Origin of the sequence: Acidovorax sp. NCPPB 3576 (assembly GCF_028473605.1) — a bacterium.
GTDB lineage: Bacteria > Pseudomonadota > Gammaproteobacteria > Burkholderiales > Burkholderiaceae_C > Paracidovorax.
In genome coordinates this window covers 5,318,447-5,337,044 of sequence record NZ_CP097267.1, presented here as the reverse complement: position 1 = coordinate 5,337,044, position 18,598 = coordinate 5,318,447, and the positions used below count along the sequence as shown (strand labels likewise).

Below are 18,598 nucleotides of genomic sequence, written 5' to 3'. Positions count from 1 at the left end.
GCTCCCTTGTTGCAACCCCTTTTCATCTGACGGAGGTCATCATGGCTCTTGAATGGCTGCGGCCCGCCGCGTTTTTCGGCTCCATCCTGTTCGCGCTGATCGGCGTGTTCGTGTTCTGGGTGAGCTTCATCATCATCGACAAGATCACGCCCTACGACCTGTGGGCCGAGATCGTCGAGAAGCAGAACAAGGCCCTCGCCATGGTGGTGGCGGCCATGTGCCTGGGCATCAGCATCATCGTGGCGGCGGCGATCCACGGGGGGTGAGGGCGCTCCAGCAGCGCTGGTTGTCCAGGAAAACCTTTGGCTTTCGGCCGTTGAACGTCTGCCCATTCAAAACCCGCTGTTGGCTGTACAGGCGAACCATCACATGTATAAAAAGCGGCTTTTTCTATACAGATGCTGGCTAACATGTATAGGAAACCGGCTTTTCTATACATTTCAGACCAGCCTCGCCCGCCATGCCCTTCCTCCTCCCGCTCGAACAGCTGGACGCCACCCGTTTCGACACGCCCGCCATTCTCAAGAAGCTGGCCAGCAGCAGCCGCCGGTTGGCTGAACTCAAGGGTATTGCCGCGTCCATTCCCAACCAGGGCATCCTGATCAACACGCTGGGCCTGCAGGAGGCCAAAGACAGCTCGGAGATAGAGAACATCGTCACCACGCACGATGAGCTGTTCAAGGACGATGTGCTGCCCGAAGCGTTTGCCAATCCCGCGGCCAAAGAGGTGCTGCGCTACCGCCAAGCCCTGCGGGTGGGATTTGAGCAGGTACGCAGCAGTGGCCTGCTCACGGCCAACCACATCATCCAGATCCAAGGCGAGCTGGAGCGCAACAATGCGGGTTTTCGCAAGCTGCCTGGCACGGCGCTGAAAGACGGCACCGGGCAGACGGTCTATACGCCGCCGCAAGACCCCACCGAGATCGTCGCGCTGATGGGGGGGTTGGAGCGGTTTCTGAACGATCCCGACCTGTTTGCAGCCGACCCGCTGATCAAGATGGCGCTGGCGCACCACCAATTCGAAAGCATCCACCCGTTCTACGACGGCAATGGCCGCACGGGGCGCATCGTGAACGTGCTGTATCTGGTGAAGGAGGGGCTGCTCGATATTCCGGTGCTGTACCTGAGCAAGCACATCGTGCGTACCAAGGCCGACTACTACCGCTTGCTGCAGACGGTGCGAGACGACGACACCTGGGAAGATTGGGTGCTTTACATGCTGGACGCCGTGGAGCAGACCGCCGCCCAGACCCTGGTCACCATCCATGCCATCAAGACGGCACTGTTCGACTACAAACACCGCATCCGGGCGCAGCACAAGTTCTATAGCCAGGACTTGATCAACAACCTGTTCACGCACCCCTACACCAAGATCGATTTTTTGCAGCGGGATCTGCAGGTCTCTCGGCTCACCGCCACCAAATACCTGGATGCGCTGGCGGCCAGCGGCTTCGTGCAAAAGCGAAAGATCGGGCGCGGCAACTACTACGTCAACCAGGCATTGAGCACCATCTTGCTGGGCCAGCACGAGGCCCGGCCATGACCCGCCGCGAGAGCGTTCGCGCCAGCCTGCGGCTGATGGTCAAGCGCATCCTGCGCAAGTACAAATACCCGCCCGACAAAGCCGACAGCGCCGTCGAACTGGTGCTGCAGCAAGCCGAAGCGCTGGGCGAAGCATGGGAGCAGTGATGCCGGACGCTTCCTTGCCCTCCACCACAGCCACCGCCGCGCCCGCGCCGCGCCCCATCGACATCGCGCTGCTCGCCAGCGTCTTCGTGGTCGCCGCCTGCGGCCTGCTCTACGAGCTGGCGGCCGGCGCGCTCGCCTCGTACGTGCTGGGCGATTCGGTGCTGCAGTTCTCCACCATCATCGGCACCTACCTCTTCGCGATGGGCGTGGGATCGTGGCTGTCGCGCTACTTCGAGCGCCAGTTGCCCGCGCACTTCCTGCGCATCGAGCTGCTGGTGGCGCTGGTGGGCGGCGCGCTGCCGGCCACGCTGTTCCTCGCCAATGCCTATGCGCCGGGCGCGTTCCGCGTGCTGCTGTACGGCATGGTGCTGCTGGTGGGCACGCTGGTGGGGCTGGAGATTCCGCTGGTGATGCGCATCCTGAAGCGCAACGCGGTGCTGAAAGACCTGGTCTCGCAGGTGCTCACGTTCGACTATCTGGGTGCGCTGGCCGTGTCGCTGGCCTTCCCGCTGCTGCTGGTGCCGCACCTGGGGCTGATCCGCACCGGGCTGCTGTTCGGCCTGATGAACGCGGCGGTGGCGCTGTGGGCGGTCTGGCTGTTTCGCCACGAGCTGCGGCGCCTGCGGGCGCACGTGCTGGCCTGCGTGGCGGTATTCGGCGTGCTGCTGGCGGGGCTGGTGGGCGCGGAGCACATCACGCGCTTTGCCGAGGACAAGTTCTACCAGGACCGCATCGTGGTGAGCCGCGCGACGCCCTACCAGCGCATCGTGGTCACCGAGGGCAAGGCAGGGCACCGGCTGTACCTCAACGGCAACCTGCAGTTCGCCGAGCGCGACGAGTACCGCTACCACGAGGCCCTGGTGCACCCGGCGATGGCGGCGTTCGCCTCGGGCGGCGCCGGGCCGCGGCGCGTGGCGGTGCTGGGCGGCGGCGACGGCATGGCGGTGCGCGAGATCCTCAAGTACCCCTCGGTCGAATCGGTCACGCTGGTCGAGCTGGACCCGGCGATGACGCGCCTGTTCACCGACGACCCCACGCTCGCGCGGCTGAACGGCGGGGCGCTGTCCGACCCCAAGGTGCATGTCGTGAACACCGACGCGTTCCAGTGGCTGCAGCAGGGGAACGTGGGGGCGCAGGACTCCAGCGCCGCCGGGCCGCCCCAACGCGCGGAGGCCCCCTCGGGGGGCAGCGAACCACGCGCAGCGGGGAGCGTGGGAGCGCAAGACTTTTTCGACGTGATCGTGGTGGATTTTCCCGACCCGACCAACTTCGCCATCGGCAAGCTCTACACCAACAGCTTCTACGCCCTGCTGGCGCAGCGCCTGTCCGCCAGCGGCTATGCCGTGGTGCAGACCACCTCGCCGCTGGTGGCGCGCCAGAGCTTCTGGACGGTGGTGCAGACCATCGAATCGCTGGGGCTGCGCACGGCGCCGTACCACGCCCACGTGCCCAGCTTCGGGGAATGGGGCTTCGTGATCGCCAGCCGCCGTCCCTGGCACCTGCCGCAGGCGCTGCCCGAGGGGCTGCGCTTCCTGTCGGTGCCCACGCTGGCGCTGCTGTTCGACTTTCCGCGCGACATGGCGCGCGTGCCGGCCGAGGTCAACCGCCTGTCCAACCAGGTGCTGGTGCACACCTACGAACAGGAGTGGGGTAAGGTGGCGGCCCACTGACCGCGCTGGCCGCCCGGCCGCATCGCCCACCATGCAACGCCGCCAATTCCTCGCCGCCTCGGCCACCTCGGCCGCTGCTGCCGCCCTTGCCGGGTGCGGCGCACCGCCCGAACTGGAGGGCGGCTTCGCCGGAATCGACATGGCGCGCGGCCATGCGCTGCGCGACCGGCTCCAGAAGGGCGGGCCGATCGAGCCCGACATCGTCCGGCGCACCCAGGTGGTGATCGCGGGCGGGGGCGTGGCCGGCCTGGCCGCTGCGCGCTCGCTGCGGCTGGCCGGCACCGACGACTTCGTGGTGCTGGAGCTGGAAGACTCCGCCGGCGGCAACAGCCGCGCCGGCAGCGTGGCCGGCATGGCCTGCCCGCTGGGCGCGCACTACCTGCCCGTGCCGGGCGACAGCGCGCGCGAGGTGCAGGACCTGCTGGAAGAGCTGGGCCTGCGCCAGCGCGTGGCCGGGCGCTGGCGCTACGACGAGCGCCACCTGTGCCACAGCCCGCAGGAGCGCCTGTTCTTCCAGGGCCAGTGGCAGGACGGGCTGCTGCCCGTGCAGGGCGTGGGCGCCGAGACGCTGGCGCAGTACCGGCGCTTTTCCGCCCGCGTGGCCGAACTGGGCCGCGCAGCGCCCTTCACCATGCCGGCGCTCAAAGGATGGAAGCCCAATCAGCCCCTGGCGCAGATTCATCTAGGGCTTGATGCTATTACTTTCATAGCATGGCTGGAGCAGGAGGGTTTTGACGACACGCACCTGCGCTGGTACCTGGACTACTGCTGCCGCGACGACTACGGCGCCGGCACGGGGCGCGTGTCGGCCTGGGCGGGCATCCACTACTTCGCCAGCCGCCACGGCTTCCATGCCCCCGGCGATGCGGCCACCGAAGACCGCGAGGGCGTGCTCACCTGGCCCGAAGGCAACGGCTGGCTCACCCAGCGCCTGGCCGCGCCGCTGCAGGCCGGCGGGCAGCTGCGCACGGGCAGCTCGGTGCTGCGCATCGAGGAAACGCGCCAGGGCGTGGAGGTGGACGTGTTCCACCACGCCAGCGAGAGCGTGGAGCGCTGGCAGGCGCGCCGCTGCATCGTGGCGCTGCCGGTCTTCGTCGCGGCGCGCGTGGTGCGCAACCCGCCCGGCTTCCTGCAGCAGGCGGCGCAGCGCCTGTCGTGGGCGCCCTGGCTGGTGGCCAACATCCACATCGATGCCCCCCTGGCCGACCGCGAAGGCGCGGCCCCCGCCTGGGACAACGTGCTCTACGCCGACCCCACGCCCGGCGGCCTGGGCTACGTGAACGCCGGCCACCAGCGGCTGGACCCGCGCCCGGCCGCCACCGTGCTCACCTACTACCAGGCGCTGGGCGACGTGACCGATGGCCGCCGGCAGTTGGCGGAGCAACCCTGGGCGCACTGGCGCGACGCCATCCTCCAGGGGCTGGCCGCGCCGCACCCCGACTTGGCCCGGCACGCCCGGCGCATGGAGATCACGCGCTACGGCCACGCCATGTCGATCCCGGTGCCCGGCACCCAGGCGTTCCTGGGCCGGATCGCCCCCCAGCGCCCATCCAGCAAGCGCTACCAGCTATCGAATGGAGAGCGCGTGGCCGTGCCGCCCACGCCCGGCACGGCGCGGCTGGCGTTCGCGCACGCGGACTGGTCGGGCTATTCGGTGTTCGAAGAGGCGTTCACGCGCGGGCACGCGGCGGCCTTCGCCTGACCCTTTTGCGGCCGGGGGCATTACGCAACCGTTGGATTGCGCCTCGTATTTCGATATATCTTATTGAAAAAGATATATCGGAAAAACAATGAAAGATCTTGACATTTCCCAGTTGCACGGCGCCGGCCCCGGCGGGCGGCGCGGTGGCGGCGGCCGCGTGTTCGGCCACGGAGGCCTGCGCCTCGTGCTGCTGCAGCTCATCGCCGACAAGCCGCGCCACGGCTACGAGCTCATCAAGGCCATCGAAGACCGGCTGAACGGCGCCTACAGCCCCAGCCCCGGCGTGATCTACCCCACGCTCACCCTGCTGGAAGAGATGGGGCATGTCACCGTCACCGCCGATGGCGGCCGCAAGCTGCACACGCTGACCGATGCGGGGCGCGACCACCTGGCCGAGCACCGCACCGAGGTGGACGCGCTGCTGGCCCGCATGGCCAGCGGCCTGCCGATGCGCGGCGGCGGGCATGGCGAGCGCCCGGCGCCCATCGAGCGCGCCGTGCACAACCTGCGCCATGCGCTGCACCTTCGCCTGGCGCGCGAGCCGCTGGCCGAGGCGCAGATCCATGCCATCGCCGATGCGCTGGACGCCGCGGCGCGGCAGATCGAGCGCCTTTAAAACCTGTTCCCCGCCGGCCTGCAGGACGCCCCAGAGCGACCGCCCCGGCCCCCCCGTTGCCCGGAGTGCGCCCCACGACGCCCTGGCCTCCCTCCGCAACGCCGGCATCGCCCCGGCAGAAAGCCCTGAAATGACCACACCGTCCCCGTCGACCACCCTGGCCGTCCCCTCCGCCGCTGCAGCGCAGCAGCCTTCCGCCGAACTCCTGGCGGCCCGCGCGCCCCAGCGCATGCGCCACGAACTGCGCCGGCGCATCCTCACCGTGCAAAGCGCCGAGCGCGTCACGCCGCACTGCGTGCGCATCGTCCTCACCGGCCCCGACCTGGAGGGCTTCGACAGCGCGGGCTTCGACGACCACGTGAAGCTCATCCTGCCCGACCCCGCCACGGGCCGGATCGACTTTCCCGTGCCGGCGGACACCGGGGGCCTGGCGCCCGATTCGCCCCGGCCCACCATGCGCGACTACACGCCGCGCCAACACGACATTGCTGCACGCACCCTCACCATCGACTTCGCGCTGCACGACGCGGGCCCGGCCACGCAATGGGCGCTGCAGGCCGCGCCCGGGCAGACGGTGGGCGTGGGCGGCCCGCGCGGCTCCATGGTCATTCCCACCGCGTTCGACGGCTACGTGCTGATCGGCGACGACACGGCCCTGCCCGCCATCGCCCGCCGCCTCACCGAACTGCCCGCCGGCGCGCCCGTGCTGGTGCTGGCCGAGGTGGACGGCCCGGCCGACGAGCAGCCCCTGCCCACCGCCGCCGATGCCCGCATCGTCTGGGTGCATCGCCAGGGCGCCGAAGCCGGCACCGCCGAGGGCCTGCTGCAGGCTTTGCGCGCGCAGACCCTGCCCGCGGGCGACTTCCACGCCTGGGTGGCCTGCGAATCGGCCGTGGCCAAGGCCCTGCGCGCGCACCTGGTGGGCGAGCGCGGCGCCTACCCCAAGTGGGTCAAGGCCTCGGGCTACTGGCGCCGGGGCAGCGCGGCCACGCACGACACGCACGAGGACTGACCGCCAGGGATCAGCAGGCGCCGCGCGGGCCCCTCATGCGGGCCGCGCGGCCAGCCCCTGCGCCACATGGTCGATCCAGGCCCGCACGCGGGACGGCAGAAAGCGGTTGGGCGGGTACAGCAGCCAGGCCGTGCCGGAATACGCCGTGGTGTGGCGCCAGCCGGGCAGCACGCGCACCAGCGTGCCGGCCGCCAGGGCCGCCTGCGCCGTGAAGCCCGGCAGCGAGGCGATGCCCAGGCCGCCCAGGGCGGCTTCGCACCGCACCTCGCTGTGGTTGGCCACGTAGCGGCCGCGCACCTTCACCACGGCGGATTCCGCTGCGCCACCCCCGCCACCCGGCCGCTCGAAGCGCCAGTGCCGGTCGCGCTCGTCCTCGCCCAGGGGCAGGCAGTCGTGCTGCGCCAGGTCGCGCGGGTGTTCCGGCAGGCCGCGCTGCGACAGGTAGGCCGGGCTGGCGCACACCACGTGTTCCACCGGCTCCAGCGGGCGGCCCGCCAGGCCCGGGGGCGGCGCGTCGGTGATGCGCACCGCCACGTCGATGTGCTCGGTGAACAGGTCCACGGTGCGGTCGGTGATGACCAGCTGCACGTCCACCTGCGGGTGCGCGGCCAGGAACGACGGCACCAGCGGGTGCAGGCGCTGGCGCCCGTAGGCCTTGGGCGCGCTCATGCACACCAGGCCGCTGGGCACGTCGGCATGGTGGCCGGCCAGCGCCAGCACCTCGCGCGCGCACGACTCCAGCCCCTGGCAGCGCGCGAACGCCGCATGGCCCGCCTCGGTCAGGCGCAGGCGCCGGGTGGTGCGCTCCAGCAGCCGCACGCGCAGCACGCCCTCCAGGCGCGCCACCTGGCGGCTCACGGCCGACGGGGTCAGACCCAGCTCGCGCGCCGCCGCCGAAAAACTGCCCGCCGCCGCCACACGGGCGAACACCGCCATGTCGGGCAGGCAATCCAGGGCGTCATTTGTGCGCATGGGGAACCAATGTTGTTCTCTGAGCGGCCATTATCGATGGCACGGCATGAATCTACGATCGCCGCATGACCACGCTGCCCCTTGCCCGCCCCGCCACGCTGCTGCGCAGCGCCGACCTCGTCCTGCTGCTGGTGGCGGTCGTCTGGGGCACCAGCTACGGCGTGGCCAAGGGGGCGCTGGCGTTCTACCCGGTGCTGGGGTTTCTGGCCGTGCGCTTCCTGCTCACGGCGGCGCTGCTGGCCCCGGCGTGCCTGCGGGCCACGCGGGCGCAATGGCAAGGCGCCCTGCGCGCCGGCCTGCCGCTGGGCGCGCTGCTGATGGCGATCTTCGTGTGCGAGACCTATGGCGTGGCGCACACGCAGGCCAGCCAGGCGGCCTTCCTCATCAGCCTGTGCGTGGTGTTCACCCCGTTTGCCGAGTGGTGGATGCTGGGCCAGCGGCCGTCCGGCGCCGTGTTCGGCTTTGCGGCCGTTTCGCTGCTGGGCGCGGCGCTGCTGGCGGGCGGCGGCCTGCAGATGCAGTGGGGCCTGGGCGACGGACTGATGCTGGCCGCCGCCGCGCTGCGCGCCGTGACCGTGTGCGCCACCAGCCGCCTCACCCGGCGGCATGCCCAGGCGCCCATGCTGCTGCTCACCGCCGTGCAGTCCGCCATGGTGGGGCTGGGTTGCCTGCTGGTGGCCCTGTCGCTGCCGGGCGGTCTGCCCGCCCTGCCGGCCGAGGGCGCCTTCTGGGCCGCGAGCCTGTACCTTGTGCTGGGCTGCACGGTGTTCGCCTTCATCGCGCAGAACTGGGCGCTGAAACACACCGCGCCCAGCCGCGTGGGGCTGCTGATGGGCACCGAACCCGCCTGGGGCGCGCTGTTCGCAGTGCTGTGGCTGGGGGAAAGCCTGGGCCCGGTGCAATGGCTTGGCGGGGCGCTGATCGTGGGGGCGGCGTTGGGCGCGCAGCGCCGGTAATCGGTTGGCGGCGCGGATGATTCATCGGGAAAGGAAAGGCTGAACATCGATTTTCTCCGCGGTTATGCTTCGGCCGCCACGGATCAAGGGAACGCTCGCAGCCGAGCCGATGGCATCACGAATAAAAAGCGGCCGTTGGAGGGGGAGGAATAATGAAAATCGTCGATGGGATGATCCACGGCACGCGGATACTGCCTAACCGCTATCCGAATCTCGAGCATGGCGAGCTGCAGAGCGTGAACGGCATCATCCTTCACCAGACCAATAGCCGGAGCGCTTTTCCCACGCTGCTGGCCTACTACTGGCGAAGTGTCGGCGCCCACTTTCTGATCGCGCCGGGCGGCATGATCTACCAGACGGCGCGGATCGACCGGGTTTGCCATCACGTCGGGGTGATTCGATCCCTTTGTCAGGATACGGTGACGTGCTCGCCGGACACTACAAAGAAGCTGAAAGCAATTTGGGCGGGCCCTGGTACGACCGATGAAAAGAGGCTAGCGGTGCACCAACTAGAAATGAAAAAGCCTGCGGACTTGCGTTACCCCAGTAACTTGGACTCCATCGGCATCGAAGTGGTTGGCGTGTCTGAAAAGCGGGTCTACTCGCCACCGACCGCAGCGCAAAATGCGGCATCCGTCTGGCTTGTCAGTGCGCTTTTGAGCCACCTCGATTTGAAACGCACGGCCATTTATCGACACCCGGTCGTCTCTTTCAAATTGGCGACCGAAGCAGCACAAGTGGAGTATTGAAATTTCAGTGAAGAACCAAGTTTTCATTTTTGCCGCTGTGGGACTTGCCCTTGCGGTCTATGGCATGTTTTTTTACAGGCCCTGGACAACACTGAAAGCCAGCAGTATCGAGAAAGTCGTCGAACCGGATATTCCGCCCTCGTCATCGATGGCGTGTGAAGCATTCAATCTCTCGCTGGAGCAGTTCAATCAGGGGCTGAATGAGGCCACGGCCATCTGGGAAATGAATCTGCACGACTACACGTGGCTCCCTTGCTACTTCAAGGCCACCATCGACGGAAAAGAGTACTTATTACGGGCTGGCGGGCTGGCCGAGATATGGACCACGGACGGAAAATTGAAGTACTTGCACTGGACTGAAAAATAAAAGGCCCGCGGGCCTTTGGGACCCAGCGGCGCCTGCGTACACACAGCCCTCTCCGACAGCATGCGTCACTCGCCTGTCACGCAACCTATGCATCGTCCGGCTTTTGTTCCACACAAGCCGCTCGCATGTTCCCCCTCTCCCGCCTCGCTCCCTTCGCCCTTCTTGCATGCGCCGCCGCCGTGCTGCCCGCCCACGCCCAGCAGGCCTTCCCGGCCACGCGGTGCTGCCCGCCCAGACCTTCATTCCCGCGCCCAGGAATGCCCCGGCCGATCTGCAGACCAGCGGCAAGTTCACCACGCCGCAGCGCGCGGACAAGCTGGGCAGCGTGGAAGGCACCTCCGCCGGCCGGCCCACGGGCGTGTCGCTGCCCTTCCAGGGCCAGCCAGCGCAGGGCCATTCGGGCATCAAGCGCATGGCCGACGGGTCGTTCTGGATCCTGACCGACAACGGCGCGGGGGCCAAGGCCAACTCGCCGGACTTCATGCTGTACCTGAACCACTACACGGTGGACTTCCGAAGCGGCCAGTTCAAGCGCCAGAAGACGGTGTTCCTGCACGACCCGGACAAGAAGGTGCCGTTCCGCATCGCCGAAGAGGGCACGAAGGAACGCTACCTGACCGGCTCGGACTTCGACCCCGAAAGCTTCCAGTTCGCCGGCGGCGCGCTGTGGATCGGCGAGGAGTTCGGCCCCTACCTCATCAAGGCCGACCTGTCCGGCCGCGTGCTGGCCGTGTTCGAGACGCAGGTGGACGGCAAGGTCGTGCGCTCGCCCGACCACCCGGCCATCACCGCCGCGGGCGCGCCCGACGCCAAGGCGCCGGCCTTCGAGATCAAGCGCTCCAAGGGCTTCGAGGGCATGGCGTCGTCCAGGGACGGCAGCAAGCTCTACGCGCTGCTGGAAGGCCCGGTGTGGAACGAATCGGCCAAGGCCTATGAATCGGTGGAAGGCGGCAAACAATACCTGCGCGTGCTGGAGTTCGACGTGCGCGCCGAAAAGTGGACGGGCCGCCACTGGAAGTACGTGCTGGAGGCCAACCACCATGCCATCGGCGACTTCAACATGATCGACGAGAACACCGGCCTGATCATCGAGCGCGACAACGGCGAGGGCACGGCCGACAAGGCCTGTCCCGAGGGCCAGAAGCGCACGGACTGCTTCCACGACCTGGCGAAGTTCAAGCGCGTGTACAAGGTGGAGCTGACCGAAGCCAACGCGGGCGCCGAACTGCGCAAGGTGGGCTACATCGACCTGCTGAACATCCAGGACCCGCAGCGCCTGGCGAAGAAGCCTTTGAGCAACGGCGTGCTCGCCTTCCCGTTCTTCACCATCGAGAACGTGGACGTGGTGGACGCCACGCACATCGTGGTGGGCAACGACAACAACCTGCCGTTCAGCTCCAGCCGCGAGCCCAACCAGGCCGACGACAACGAGCTGGTGCTGCTGGAAGTGGGCGAGCTGCTGCGCGCGCGCTGAAACCCTGCCGGCGGCGGGCCGCGACCCGGGTGGCAAAATCGCCGCACCCTCGGGGCACCCGGTTGCGCGGCGCTGCCCCCGGCGGCCTTTTTCCACGCACCGGGAATCCACACGCATGTTCACTGGCATCGTCCAAGCCACGGCGGCCCTCGCCGCCATCCATGACCGCGAAGGCCTGCGGACCTTCATCATCGATTTTCCGCCCGGCTTCTGCCAGGACCTCGCCGTGGGCGCGAGCGTGGCGGTGGATGGCGTGTGCCTCACGGTGACCGAGCTGCTGCCGCCCAACGCGGCGGCGTTCGACGTGGTGCTGCAGAGCCTGAACGTGACCACCCTGGGCAGCTACGCCGTGGGTGACCGGGTGAACGTGGAGCGCGCGGCCAAGGACGGCGCCGAGATCGGCGGGCACCCGCTGTCGGGCCACATCGACTTCGCCACCACGCTGCAGGGCGTGCGCGAGTCGGACAACAACCGCGTGTGGCGCGTGGACATCCCGCCCGCCTTTCGCAAGTACATCTTCGCCAAGGGCTACATCGCCATCCACGGCGCGAGCCTGACGGTCTCCGAGGTGAACCGCGCCGAGGGCTGGTTCGAGGTGTGGCTGATCCCCGAGACGCGCCGCGCCACGGTGTTCGAGCACAAGCAGGCGGGCGACCGCCTCAACATCGAGATCGAGCGCAGCACGCAGGTGGTGGTGGACACCGTGCGCGAGGCGGTGCAGGAAAGCCTGGGGGCCCTGCAGCCGGTGCTGGAGGCGCTGCTGCGGGACAAGGGCTTGTCGCTCGAAGACTTCGTGCAGCCGCCCGTGCTGCCGCGCTGAACACCGATCCGGTGCTGCGCCAGGGGTCAGCGAGCCTGGCGTTCGACCCGCTTGGAACGGGTCAAAAGCGGCCATGGGTCAAAAGGGCCTCCGCTGCAATATCCACTAGGGCACATTGCTATTAATTCAATAGCACACACTCCGCAGCATCAGAGAATGATCAGCTCCCCGGAGCCCGTGTCCACCCGCGGCTCGGCCAGAACCACGCGGTTGCGGCCCGTTTCCTTGGCACGGTACATGGCCGCGTCGGCCTCCGACAGCAGCTGGTCCAGCACCAGGCCGTGGCGGCCGGAATCGGCCACGCCGAAGCTCGCCGTCACGCGCAGCGGCTCGGGCGAGGAAGGCAGCAGCAACTGCAGGCTGGCCACCACCTCGCGCAGCCGCTCGGCCAGCCGCACGCCGTGCGCCGGGTCGCAGTGGCTCAGCAGCACGACGAATTCTTCGCCACCGAAGCGGCCCACCAGATCGCCCAGCCGCAGCTCGGCCCGCAGCGCACGCGCCACCGACACCAGCGCTTGGTCGCCGACCGCATGGCCCCACTGGTCGTTGAGCAGCTTGAAACGGTCCACGTCCAGGATGACGATGACCACGCCGAAGCCGTGGCGCCGGGCCTGCGCGAGCACGCTTTCCGCCGCATCGAAGAAGGCGCGCCGGTTGGGCAGGCCGGTGAGGAAGTCGGTGTTGGATTGCTCGCGCAATTGCGCGATCAGGCTGTTGCGCTCGCGCTCCAGGGCCTCGCGCTGGCGCGTTTGCAGCTGCAGCTCGCGCGCGGCCCGAATCACCGCCGCCATCTCGTCGTTGGCCGTGGGCTGCGGCAACGGCGCGTCGAGGTCGTTGTTGGCCAGCGCCTTCAGCGCCCGGGCGGTCTGCACCAGCGGGCTGAGAACGCGGCGATGCACCATCGACAGCGCCACCAGCAGCAGTGCCAGCAGCACCACCGAGCCGGCGGCCACCAGGCCGAGCATGCGCACCGCGCGGGTGTATTCGGCGCTGGCACGCTCGCGCAGCTGGTTGAGCAGCGTGTCGCGCACGTCGAAGATGGTGTTCATGTCGGGCACATAGAGCGCGGCAAAGCCCGCGGCGTCCAGCCCGTAGCGGCCATTGCCCTCGCCCGCCGCGATCATGCGGTCGATGAGCGGGCCGGTGTCGCGAAAGTAGCGCTGCTGCACGATCTGCCACGCCTGGGCGATGGGGCGCGGCTGCTCGGGCACCGAAAGCCGCAGCTCGATCAGAAAGCGCAGTTGCGCGATGCGCCCGCGCGTTTGCTCGATGGCGCGGCGCTCTTCGGCCGTGAACGGCTGCTGGCGCGCCAGCGCCGCCGTGAAATGCGAGCCCAGCAGCCCCGCGAACTCGCGCAGCTCGGCCGTGAGGCGCGCGACCTGCACGTCATCGGCCAGGGCCGGGTAGTGCTGCCGGGCGGCATTGGCCAGGCTGCTCGTGACCGGCGCCAGCAACGGCACGATCGCCACCATGCCGTAGACGGCCGTGCGGATCGACTCGGGCGCCCGCTCCTGGCGCGGCTGGGCCACCACCTCGTCCACCGCCGCCCGGGCCGTGGCCAGCGCCATCTTGGCGGCGGCCACGCGCCGCGCGCTGTCGGTCAGCATGGGATCGCCCGAGCGCGAGGACAGCACCCCGTGCAGCGTGTCGAAGGCGCGGTCGGTGCGGGCGCGGGCCTGTGCCAGCGGCTGCTGCAGTTCAGCGGGCAGCGGCGAGGGGCCGCCCAGCGCCCCGTTGGTGGGGCCGCGCTCGCGCGACACCATCTCGGCGGCCAGCAGCCCCGCGCGCAACTGGTCGATGGCCTCCACACTGGCCGCCGACGCGCGCACCGACTGGTACTCCGTCGTGGCGATGCGGCCGACCAGCAGCATCGCGGCCAGCACCACGAGGGCCCCGAAAAGGCGGAGTAATCGGCTTAAAGACATGGTGGTCTGGCATCAGTGGGGCAGGGCAGCGGTGCGGAAATTCTCTCACCAGTGGGCGCTCGGGGCTTGCCCGGTTGCGAACGAATGGGCCAAATGCCGACGGTTTGCCTGCGTTTGGCGATGCCATCGAGCAAGAAATGCGCCTGCGCGGGGGTTTGGGGGACTGCCATAGCATGAAGGCCTTCGCTTGTGTCCCGCATTGCCCGCGCTTGCAGGCCCCTCGCAGCCCTTTTTGCGCCGCTCCGTCCGCTCCATCGCACCGCCGACTCCCATGCCTGCCCACGATCGCTCCGCCCTCCCGCCGCCTGCACCGTCTCTGCCGCGCCCGCTGGCCGTGGCCGATCTGCCCGGCCTGCTGCAGGTGCAGCGCGCCTGCTACGGCGAGGGCTTCGAGGAAAGCCACGCCGTGTTCCTGCGCCGCCTGGCCTGCCCGACGCAATGCTCGCTGGCCCTGGCGCGCGACGGCCGCCTTGTCGCCTATCTGGCGGCCTACCGCTCGGTGGGGGCCAAGGTCACGCCGCTGCACGGCGATTTCGAGCCCGCCGAAGCACCCGACACGCTGTACCTGCATGACATGGCCGTGTCGCCCGCGCTCGCGGGGCAGGGCCTCGCGCGGGTGCTGCTGCAAGCGGCCTGGGCCACGGCGCGCAGCGAAGGGCTGCGCCACAGCGCGCTGGTGTCGGTGCAGGGATCGCAGGGCTACTGGGCGCGGCATGGATATGCGCCCGCGCCGCTGCAGCATGCCGTACAGCGCCAGCGGCTGGCCACCTACGGAGAAGGCGCGGTGTATATGGTGCGGGCTTTGACGGAGGATTGAAGGCCTGCCACCGCTCGGCCGTTCACGCGGCGCCGCCGCCGCTCTCCTGCCCGGCCTGCGCCACGATCCAGTCACGAAAGCGCCGCAATTCCGGATCGATGAGCGCGGGCGCCGCGTACACCAAGTGATAGGCCAGCGGCGTGGCCAGCGCGCCGGCCTGCACGCCGATCAATGCGCGCGTGGCCAATTCACGTGCGATGAGGGCGCGGCGCACCAGCGCAAAGCCCCGCCCGGCCACAGCGGCCTCGATCGCGCCGTTGGAATCGGCGAACACCACGCCCTGATCGGTGTTTAGCCGGGGCATACGGTGGGCTTCACACCACAGGCGCCAATCGCCCCGATGCTCGTCGTGCAGCAGCCGGGGGCCATCGATGTCACGGGCCCGCGCGATGCGCCGCGGTGCGATCAGGCGTGGGCTGCACACGGGCACCAGATCGTCGGCCAGCAGCGCTTCCGCCCGCAGGCCCGGGTACTTTCCCATGCCGTGGCGCACCGCGAAATGCACGCCATCGCCGGCCAGATCGACCGTGCGGTTGGTGGTGCTCACGTGCACGTCCAGGCCCGCCGCGTGCTGCTGGAAGTCCTGCAGGCGCGGCACCAGCCACTGCACGGCGAAGCCGGGCGTGCAGCTCACCAGCACCACGCGCCGCGCGCCGGCGGCCACCCGCGAGGTGGCATGGCCGATGACCGCGAGCGCATCGCTGCAGGCCGACTGGTATTCGGCGCCCGCCCGCGTGAGTGCCAGTCCGCGCGGCAGGCGCTCGAACAGCGTGCAGCCCAGGAACTCCTCCAGCTTGCGGATCTGCTGTGACACCGCACCGGGCGTGACGTGCAGCTCGACGGCGGCACGCCGCACGCTCAGGTGGCGCGCAGTGGCTTCGAAAAATCGCACGGCGATGAGGGGAGGCAGGCGCATGACCGTTGAGCAGAAATAAACAGTCGTGCAGCATAAATGGTTTGCGAGAGCCCGCCGGATTTCGAAGAATGGGCCTCCAGCGCCGGGGCGGCCCGGGCCCGCCAGGGCCTTGCGGATGCCTTCGGTTTCGTCGTTTCGTTTTGCCGATCCGGCGGGGTCCGTGCCCCGCCGGCGCCGTCCATGACCCTTGCCAGCCTGATTCGATTGTTCGCCCTGGCCGCCCTGTGGGGCGGCAGTTTTCTGTTCATGCGCATCGCCGTGCCGGTGCTGGGCGCGGTGCCCACGGCCTTCGGACGCGTGGCGCTGGCGGCGGCCGGGCTGATGGCGTTGCTGGCGTTCGCGCGGCTGCGACCGGCCTTTCACGGCAAGCTGGGCGCGGCGCTGGTGCTGGGCGTGGTCAATTCGGGGGTGCCGTTCCTGATGTTCGCGCTCGCGGCGCGCACGCTGCCGGCGGGCTACAGCGCCATCCTGAATGCGACCACGCCGCTCATGGGCGTGCTGATCGGCGCGGCGGCCTTCGGCGAGCGGATCACCGCCGCGCGCACGTCCGGCGTGCTGCTGGGCATGGCCGGTGTGGCCGTGCTGGCGCAAACCGGGCCCGTGGCCCTGTCGCCGCAGGTGCTGGCCGGCATGGGCGCGTGCCTGGTGGCCACGGCCTGCTACGGCGCGGCAGGCTTTCTCACGCGGCGCTGGATCACCGCGCGCGGCGGGCTCGACAGCCGCCTGGTGGCGGTGGGCAGCCAGTGGGGCGCCGTGCTGGTGCTGGCACCGTTCGCGGCCTGGGAGGTGTGGCGCGAGCCCGGCCTGCCCGCCACCTGGATGGCCGCGCCGCCCGCGGTGTGGGCCGCGATGCTTGCCATGGGGCTGCTGTGCACGGCCCTGGCCTATGTGCTGTATTTCCGGCTCATCGCGGACGTGGGACCGCTCAAGGCGCTGTCGGTCACTTTTTTGGTGCCGCTGTTCGGCGTGGCCTGGGGCTGGCTGGTGCTGGGCGAGGCCGCCACGGCTGCGCATGCGGCCGGCGGCGGGCTGATCGCCGCGGCGCTGTGGCTGGTGCTGCGGCCCGCTCCGGCGGTCGCTGCGGCAGCGAAGGCGGGGCGTTGACTGGACGGGCAGGGCCCGTAGAAGAGGCGTTCAGCCCGCCCCGCTCAGCAGCCAGCGCCTCACATCCGCGACCGGCTCGGGGTGCCGCTGCTTGCGGGGGGCCACGAGGTAGTACCCCGCGCCGGTGCGCAAGGCATCGGGAAACGCCAACACCAGGCGCCCCGCGGCGAGGTCTTGCGCCACGAACTCCTGCTGGGACAGCGCAATGCCCTGCCCCATGACGGCGGCGTCGATGGCCAGCGTGGTCTGGTTGAAATGCATGGCGCGCGCTGCTGGCACCCTGGCCAGCGGCGCGCACTGCTCGAAATACACCTCCCACGGCGACTGGGCATCGTGCAAAAGCACCTGCGCTGCGCCCCCGCCGGCCTGCGCGCTTCGGTCCTGCCACAGCGGGCTGCAGACGGCCACCAGGCATTCCTCGAACAGCAGGTCGGCGGACAGCCCGGGGCCGAACGGCGGCCGGCCATAGCGCACGGCAAGATCCACCGCCTCGTTGTGGAAGTGCGCCAGGCGCTCCGTGGCGAGGATGCGCAAATCGACGCTGGGGTGCCGTCGCGTGTACCCATCCAGCCGCGGGATGAGCCACTTCGTGGCGAAGGTGGGCGTGACGCTCACCGTCAGTCGCAGGGGCTGGGGGACGAGGCTTTCCGTGGCCTCGGCCAGCAGTTCGAACGCCCGCCGCACGCCGACGATGTACCGCTGGCCGTTGGACGTCAGCGCCAAGGTGCGGGGCAGGCGCTCGAAAAGCTTCAGGCCCAGTTCCGCCTCCAGCGCGCGGATCTGCTGCGCCACCGCGCCTTGTGTCACGCCCAGTTCCAGCCCGGCCAGGCGGAAGTTCAGGTGGCGGCTGGCGGCTTCGAAGGCGCGCAGCGCATTGAGCGAGGGCATGCGCCCCAGGGGATCGGTCATGGGTGCAGATTTTCTACTGAATCGGAACAGGCCATCTGGTGCATTCCGCCGCCCTGAAATCAACCATTTGCCCAACAATTCCTGTGTGCCGACGAAGGCATGCAAGCACAGGCAAGGACAGGCAATGGCAGTAGAAAAAGTAGCCCTCGTCACCGCCGGTGGCACGGGCATGGGTGCGGCCGCAGCAAGGCGCCTAGCGGCCGATGGCTTTCACGTCGGCATTCTTTCTTCCTCCGGCAAGGGGCAGGCGCTGGCGGAGGAACTGGGGGGCGTCGGGGTCACCGGGTCCAACCAGTCGGTGGAAGACTTGGGCCGGCTGGTGGATCTGGCCCATCGCCGCTGGGGCCGCATCGACGTGCTGGTCAACAGCGCGGGGCACGGGCCGCGGGCGCCGCTGCTGGACCTGTCCGACGAGCAATGGCTCGACGGAATGAACACCTACCTGCTGAACGTGATCCGGCCCACGCGCCTGGTGGCGCCCATCATGCAAAAGCAGCGCAGCGGCGCGATCGTCAACATCTCCTCGGCCTGGGCATTGGAGCCCAGCGCATTGTTCCCGGCATCGTCCGTCATGCGCGCCGGCCTGGCCTCGTTCACCCGCATCTTCGTGGACAGCTTCTCGGGCGACAACGTGCGCATGAACAACGTGCTGCCCGGCTGGATCGACAGCCTGCCCGTGTGGGAAGAGCGCCGCGCCGCGGTGCCGCTGCAGCGCTACGGCACCACGGCGGAAGTTGCCGCGACGGTCGCCTTCCTGGCATCGGACGGGGCGGCGTACATCACGGGGCAAAACTTGCGGGTGGATGGCGGGCTGACGCGCGCGCCATGATCCGCCCCGGGGCCTTCCATGGCCGCAGCGGCGGCGATAACATGCGCGCACCGGGAACCCAGCCTCCCGTC

At 69.2% G+C, this 18,598-nt stretch carries 18 protein-coding genes and 1 pseudogene; 15 read left to right on the top strand and 4 right to left on the bottom strand.

Annotated features, from left to right (window positions below):
• Nucleotides 1-41: 41 nt before the first annotated feature.
• The 7 genes and pseudogenes from M5C98_RS24325 to M5C98_RS24295 all read left to right on the top strand — a co-directional run bounded on the left by M5C98_RS24325 (nt 42) and on the right by M5C98_RS24295 (nt 6,689).
• Nucleotides 42-266: a DUF350 domain-containing protein gene (locus tag M5C98_RS24325; protein ID WP_175537702.1), complete on the top strand. Its 225-nt coding sequence runs from the start codon at nt 42-44 to the stop codon at nt 264-266.
• Between the two features lie 194 nt (nt 267-460).
• Complete coding sequence (locus M5C98_RS24320) at nt 461-1,543, top strand: Fic family protein (RefSeq protein ID WP_272550131.1); 1,083 nt, start codon at nt 461-463, stop codon at nt 1,541-1,543.
• Nucleotides 1,543-1,689: pseudogene (locus tag M5C98_RS24315) on the top strand (type I restriction enzyme endonuclease domain-containing protein); the annotation flags it as partial. The gene M5C98_RS24320 and the pseudogene M5C98_RS24315, both read left to right, overlap by 1 nt.
• Complete coding sequence (locus M5C98_RS24310; protein WP_272550129.1) at nt 1,689-3,359, top strand: polyamine aminopropyltransferase; 1,671 nt, start codon at nt 1,689-1,691, stop codon at nt 3,357-3,359. The pseudogene M5C98_RS24315 and the gene M5C98_RS24310, both read left to right, overlap by 1 nt.
• Nucleotides 3,360-3,390: 31 nt before the next feature.
• Nucleotides 3,391-5,061: an NAD(P)-binding protein gene (locus M5C98_RS24305; RefSeq protein ID WP_272550128.1), complete on the top strand. Its 1,671-nt coding sequence runs from the start codon at nt 3,391-3,393 to the stop codon at nt 5,059-5,061.
• 88 nt (nt 5,062-5,149) lie between these two features.
• A complete protein-coding gene (locus tag M5C98_RS24300) occupies nt 5,150-5,677 on the top strand; it encodes a PadR family transcriptional regulator (protein ID WP_272550127.1) in 528 nt (175 codons plus the stop codon).
• Between the two features lie 130 nt (nt 5,678-5,807).
• The gene (locus M5C98_RS24295; RefSeq protein WP_442867209.1) at nt 5,808-6,689 is read left to right on the top strand and encodes a siderophore-interacting protein; all 882 of its coding nucleotides are present in this window, start codon (nt 5,808-5,810) and stop codon (nt 6,687-6,689) included.
• Nucleotides 6,690-6,722: 33 nt separating this feature from the next.
• On the opposite strand, the gene M5C98_RS24290 is transcribed toward M5C98_RS24295, so the two are convergent.
• Entirely contained in the window at nt 6,723-7,661 is a 939-nt protein-coding gene (locus M5C98_RS24290; RefSeq protein WP_272550126.1) for a LysR family transcriptional regulator, read from the bottom strand.
• 65 nt (nt 7,662-7,726) lie between these two features.
• Here M5C98_RS24290 and M5C98_RS24285 point away from each other — a divergent pair, with 65 nt between their 5' ends.
• From M5C98_RS24285 to M5C98_RS24265, 5 genes are all read left to right on the top strand, one after another.
• Complete coding sequence (locus M5C98_RS24285; RefSeq protein ID WP_272550124.1) at nt 7,727-8,617, top strand: DMT family transporter; 891 nt, start codon at nt 7,727-7,729, stop codon at nt 8,615-8,617.
• A 152-nt stretch (nt 8,618-8,769) separates the two neighbouring features.
• Complete coding sequence (locus M5C98_RS24280; protein ID WP_272550123.1) at nt 8,770-9,366, top strand: peptidoglycan recognition protein family protein; 597 nt, start codon at nt 8,770-8,772, stop codon at nt 9,364-9,366.
• Between the two features lie 7 nt (nt 9,367-9,373).
• A complete protein-coding gene (locus M5C98_RS24275; RefSeq protein ID WP_272550122.1) occupies nt 9,374-9,733 on the top strand; it encodes a hypothetical protein in 360 nt (119 codons plus the stop codon).
• Between the two features lie 166 nt (nt 9,734-9,899).
• Complete coding sequence (locus M5C98_RS24270; protein ID WP_272550121.1) at nt 9,900-11,207, top strand: esterase-like activity of phytase family protein; 1,308 nt, start codon at nt 9,900-9,902, stop codon at nt 11,205-11,207.
• A 115-nt stretch (nt 11,208-11,322) separates the two neighbouring features.
• Complete coding sequence (locus M5C98_RS24265) at nt 11,323-12,027, top strand: riboflavin synthase subunit alpha (protein ID WP_272550120.1); 705 nt, start codon at nt 11,323-11,325, stop codon at nt 12,025-12,027.
• A gap of 149 nt (nt 12,028-12,176) precedes the next feature.
• Here M5C98_RS24265 and M5C98_RS24260 read toward each other — a convergent pair whose 3' ends face one another.
• On the bottom strand, nt 12,177-13,952 hold the full coding sequence (locus M5C98_RS24260) for a GGDEF domain-containing protein (RefSeq protein WP_272550118.1): 1,776 nt from the start codon (nt 13,950-13,952) through the stop codon (nt 12,177-12,179).
• 271 nt (nt 13,953-14,223) lie between these two features.
• Here M5C98_RS24260 and M5C98_RS24255 point away from each other — a divergent pair, with 271 nt between their 5' ends.
• Nucleotides 14,224-14,769 carry a GNAT family N-acetyltransferase gene (locus tag M5C98_RS24255; protein ID WP_272550117.1) on the top strand — a complete coding sequence of 182 codons (546 nt, stop codon included), beginning with the start codon at nt 14,224-14,226 and terminating at the stop codon, nt 14,767-14,769.
• 22 nt (nt 14,770-14,791) lie between these two features.
• Here M5C98_RS24255 and M5C98_RS24250 read toward each other — a convergent pair whose 3' ends face one another.
• Nucleotides 14,792-15,685 carry a LysR substrate-binding domain-containing protein gene (locus M5C98_RS24250; protein ID WP_272550116.1) on the bottom strand — a complete coding sequence of 298 codons (894 nt, stop codon included), beginning with the start codon at nt 15,683-15,685 and terminating at the stop codon, nt 14,792-14,794.
• Between the two features lie 180 nt (nt 15,686-15,865).
• Between M5C98_RS24250 and M5C98_RS24245 the strand changes: the two genes are divergently transcribed.
• Nucleotides 15,866-16,789, top strand: a complete 924-nt coding sequence (locus M5C98_RS24245; RefSeq protein WP_272550115.1) for a DMT family transporter — start codon at nt 15,866-15,868, stop codon at nt 16,787-16,789.
• Nucleotides 16,790-16,819: 30 nt separating this feature from the next.
• Here the strand turns inward: M5C98_RS24245 and M5C98_RS24240 are convergent, their stop codons facing one another.
• Nucleotides 16,820-17,698 carry a LysR substrate-binding domain-containing protein gene (locus tag M5C98_RS24240; RefSeq protein ID WP_272550114.1) on the bottom strand — a complete coding sequence of 293 codons (879 nt, stop codon included), beginning with the start codon at nt 17,696-17,698 and terminating at the stop codon, nt 16,820-16,822.
• Nucleotides 17,699-17,822: 124 nt separating this feature from the next.
• Between M5C98_RS24240 and M5C98_RS24235 the strand changes: the two genes are divergently transcribed.
• Nucleotides 17,823-18,527, top strand: coding sequence for an SDR family oxidoreductase (locus tag M5C98_RS24235; RefSeq protein WP_272550113.1), 705 nt, complete (start codon nt 17,823-17,825; stop codon nt 18,525-18,527).
• Nucleotides 18,528-18,598 lie beyond the last annotated feature (71 nt).

Bases quoted from the DNA above. Each gene is read 5' to 3' on its own strand.
- M5C98_RS24235 (WP_272550113.1), top strand. From the start codon at position 17,823: ATGGCAGTAGAAAAAGTAGCCCTCGTCACCGCCGGTGGCACGGGCATG.
- M5C98_RS24245 (WP_272550115.1), top strand. From the start codon at position 15,866: ATGACCCTTGCCAGCCTGATTCGATTGTTCGCCCTGGCCGCCCTGTGG.
- M5C98_RS24240 (WP_272550114.1), bottom strand. From the start codon at position 17,698: ATGACCGATCCCCTGGGGCGCATGCCCTCGCTCAATGCGCTGCGCGCC.
- M5C98_RS24250 (WP_272550116.1), bottom strand. From the start codon at position 15,685: ATGCGCCTGCCTCCCCTCATCGCCGTGCGATTTTTCGAAGCCACTGCG.
- M5C98_RS24260 (WP_272550118.1), bottom strand. From the start codon at position 13,952: ATGTCTTTAAGCCGATTACTCCGCCTTTTCGGGGCCCTCGTGGTGCTG.
- M5C98_RS24310 (WP_272550129.1), top strand. From the start codon at position 1,689: ATGCCGGACGCTTCCTTGCCCTCCACCACAGCCACCGCCGCGCCCGCG.
- M5C98_RS24280 (WP_272550123.1), top strand. From the start codon at position 8,770: ATGAAAATCGTCGATGGGATGATCCACGGCACGCGGATACTGCCTAAC.
- M5C98_RS24285 (WP_272550124.1), top strand. From the start codon at position 7,727: ATGACCACGCTGCCCCTTGCCCGCCCCGCCACGCTGCTGCGCAGCGCC.
- M5C98_RS24290 (WP_272550126.1), bottom strand. From the start codon at position 7,661: ATGCGCACAAATGACGCCCTGGATTGCCTGCCCGACATGGCGGTGTTC.
- M5C98_RS24295 (WP_442867209.1), top strand. From the start codon at position 5,808: ATGACCACACCGTCCCCGTCGACCACCCTGGCCGTCCCCTCCGCCGCT.
- M5C98_RS24270 (WP_272550121.1), top strand. From the start codon at position 9,900: ATGCGCCGCCGCCGTGCTGCCCGCCCACGCCCAGCAGGCCTTCCCGGC.
- M5C98_RS24305 (WP_272550128.1), top strand. From the start codon at position 3,391: ATGCAACGCCGCCAATTCCTCGCCGCCTCGGCCACCTCGGCCGCTGCT.
- M5C98_RS24255 (WP_272550117.1), top strand. From the start codon at position 14,224: ATGCCTGCCCACGATCGCTCCGCCCTCCCGCCGCCTGCACCGTCTCTG.
- M5C98_RS24265 (WP_272550120.1), top strand. From the start codon at position 11,323: ATGTTCACTGGCATCGTCCAAGCCACGGCGGCCCTCGCCGCCATCCAT.
- M5C98_RS24300 (WP_272550127.1), top strand. From the start codon at position 5,150: ATGAAAGATCTTGACATTTCCCAGTTGCACGGCGCCGGCCCCGGCGGG.
- M5C98_RS24320 (WP_272550131.1), top strand. From the start codon at position 461: ATGCCCTTCCTCCTCCCGCTCGAACAGCTGGACGCCACCCGTTTCGAC.
- M5C98_RS24325 (WP_175537702.1), top strand. From the start codon at position 42: ATGGCTCTTGAATGGCTGCGGCCCGCCGCGTTTTTCGGCTCCATCCTG.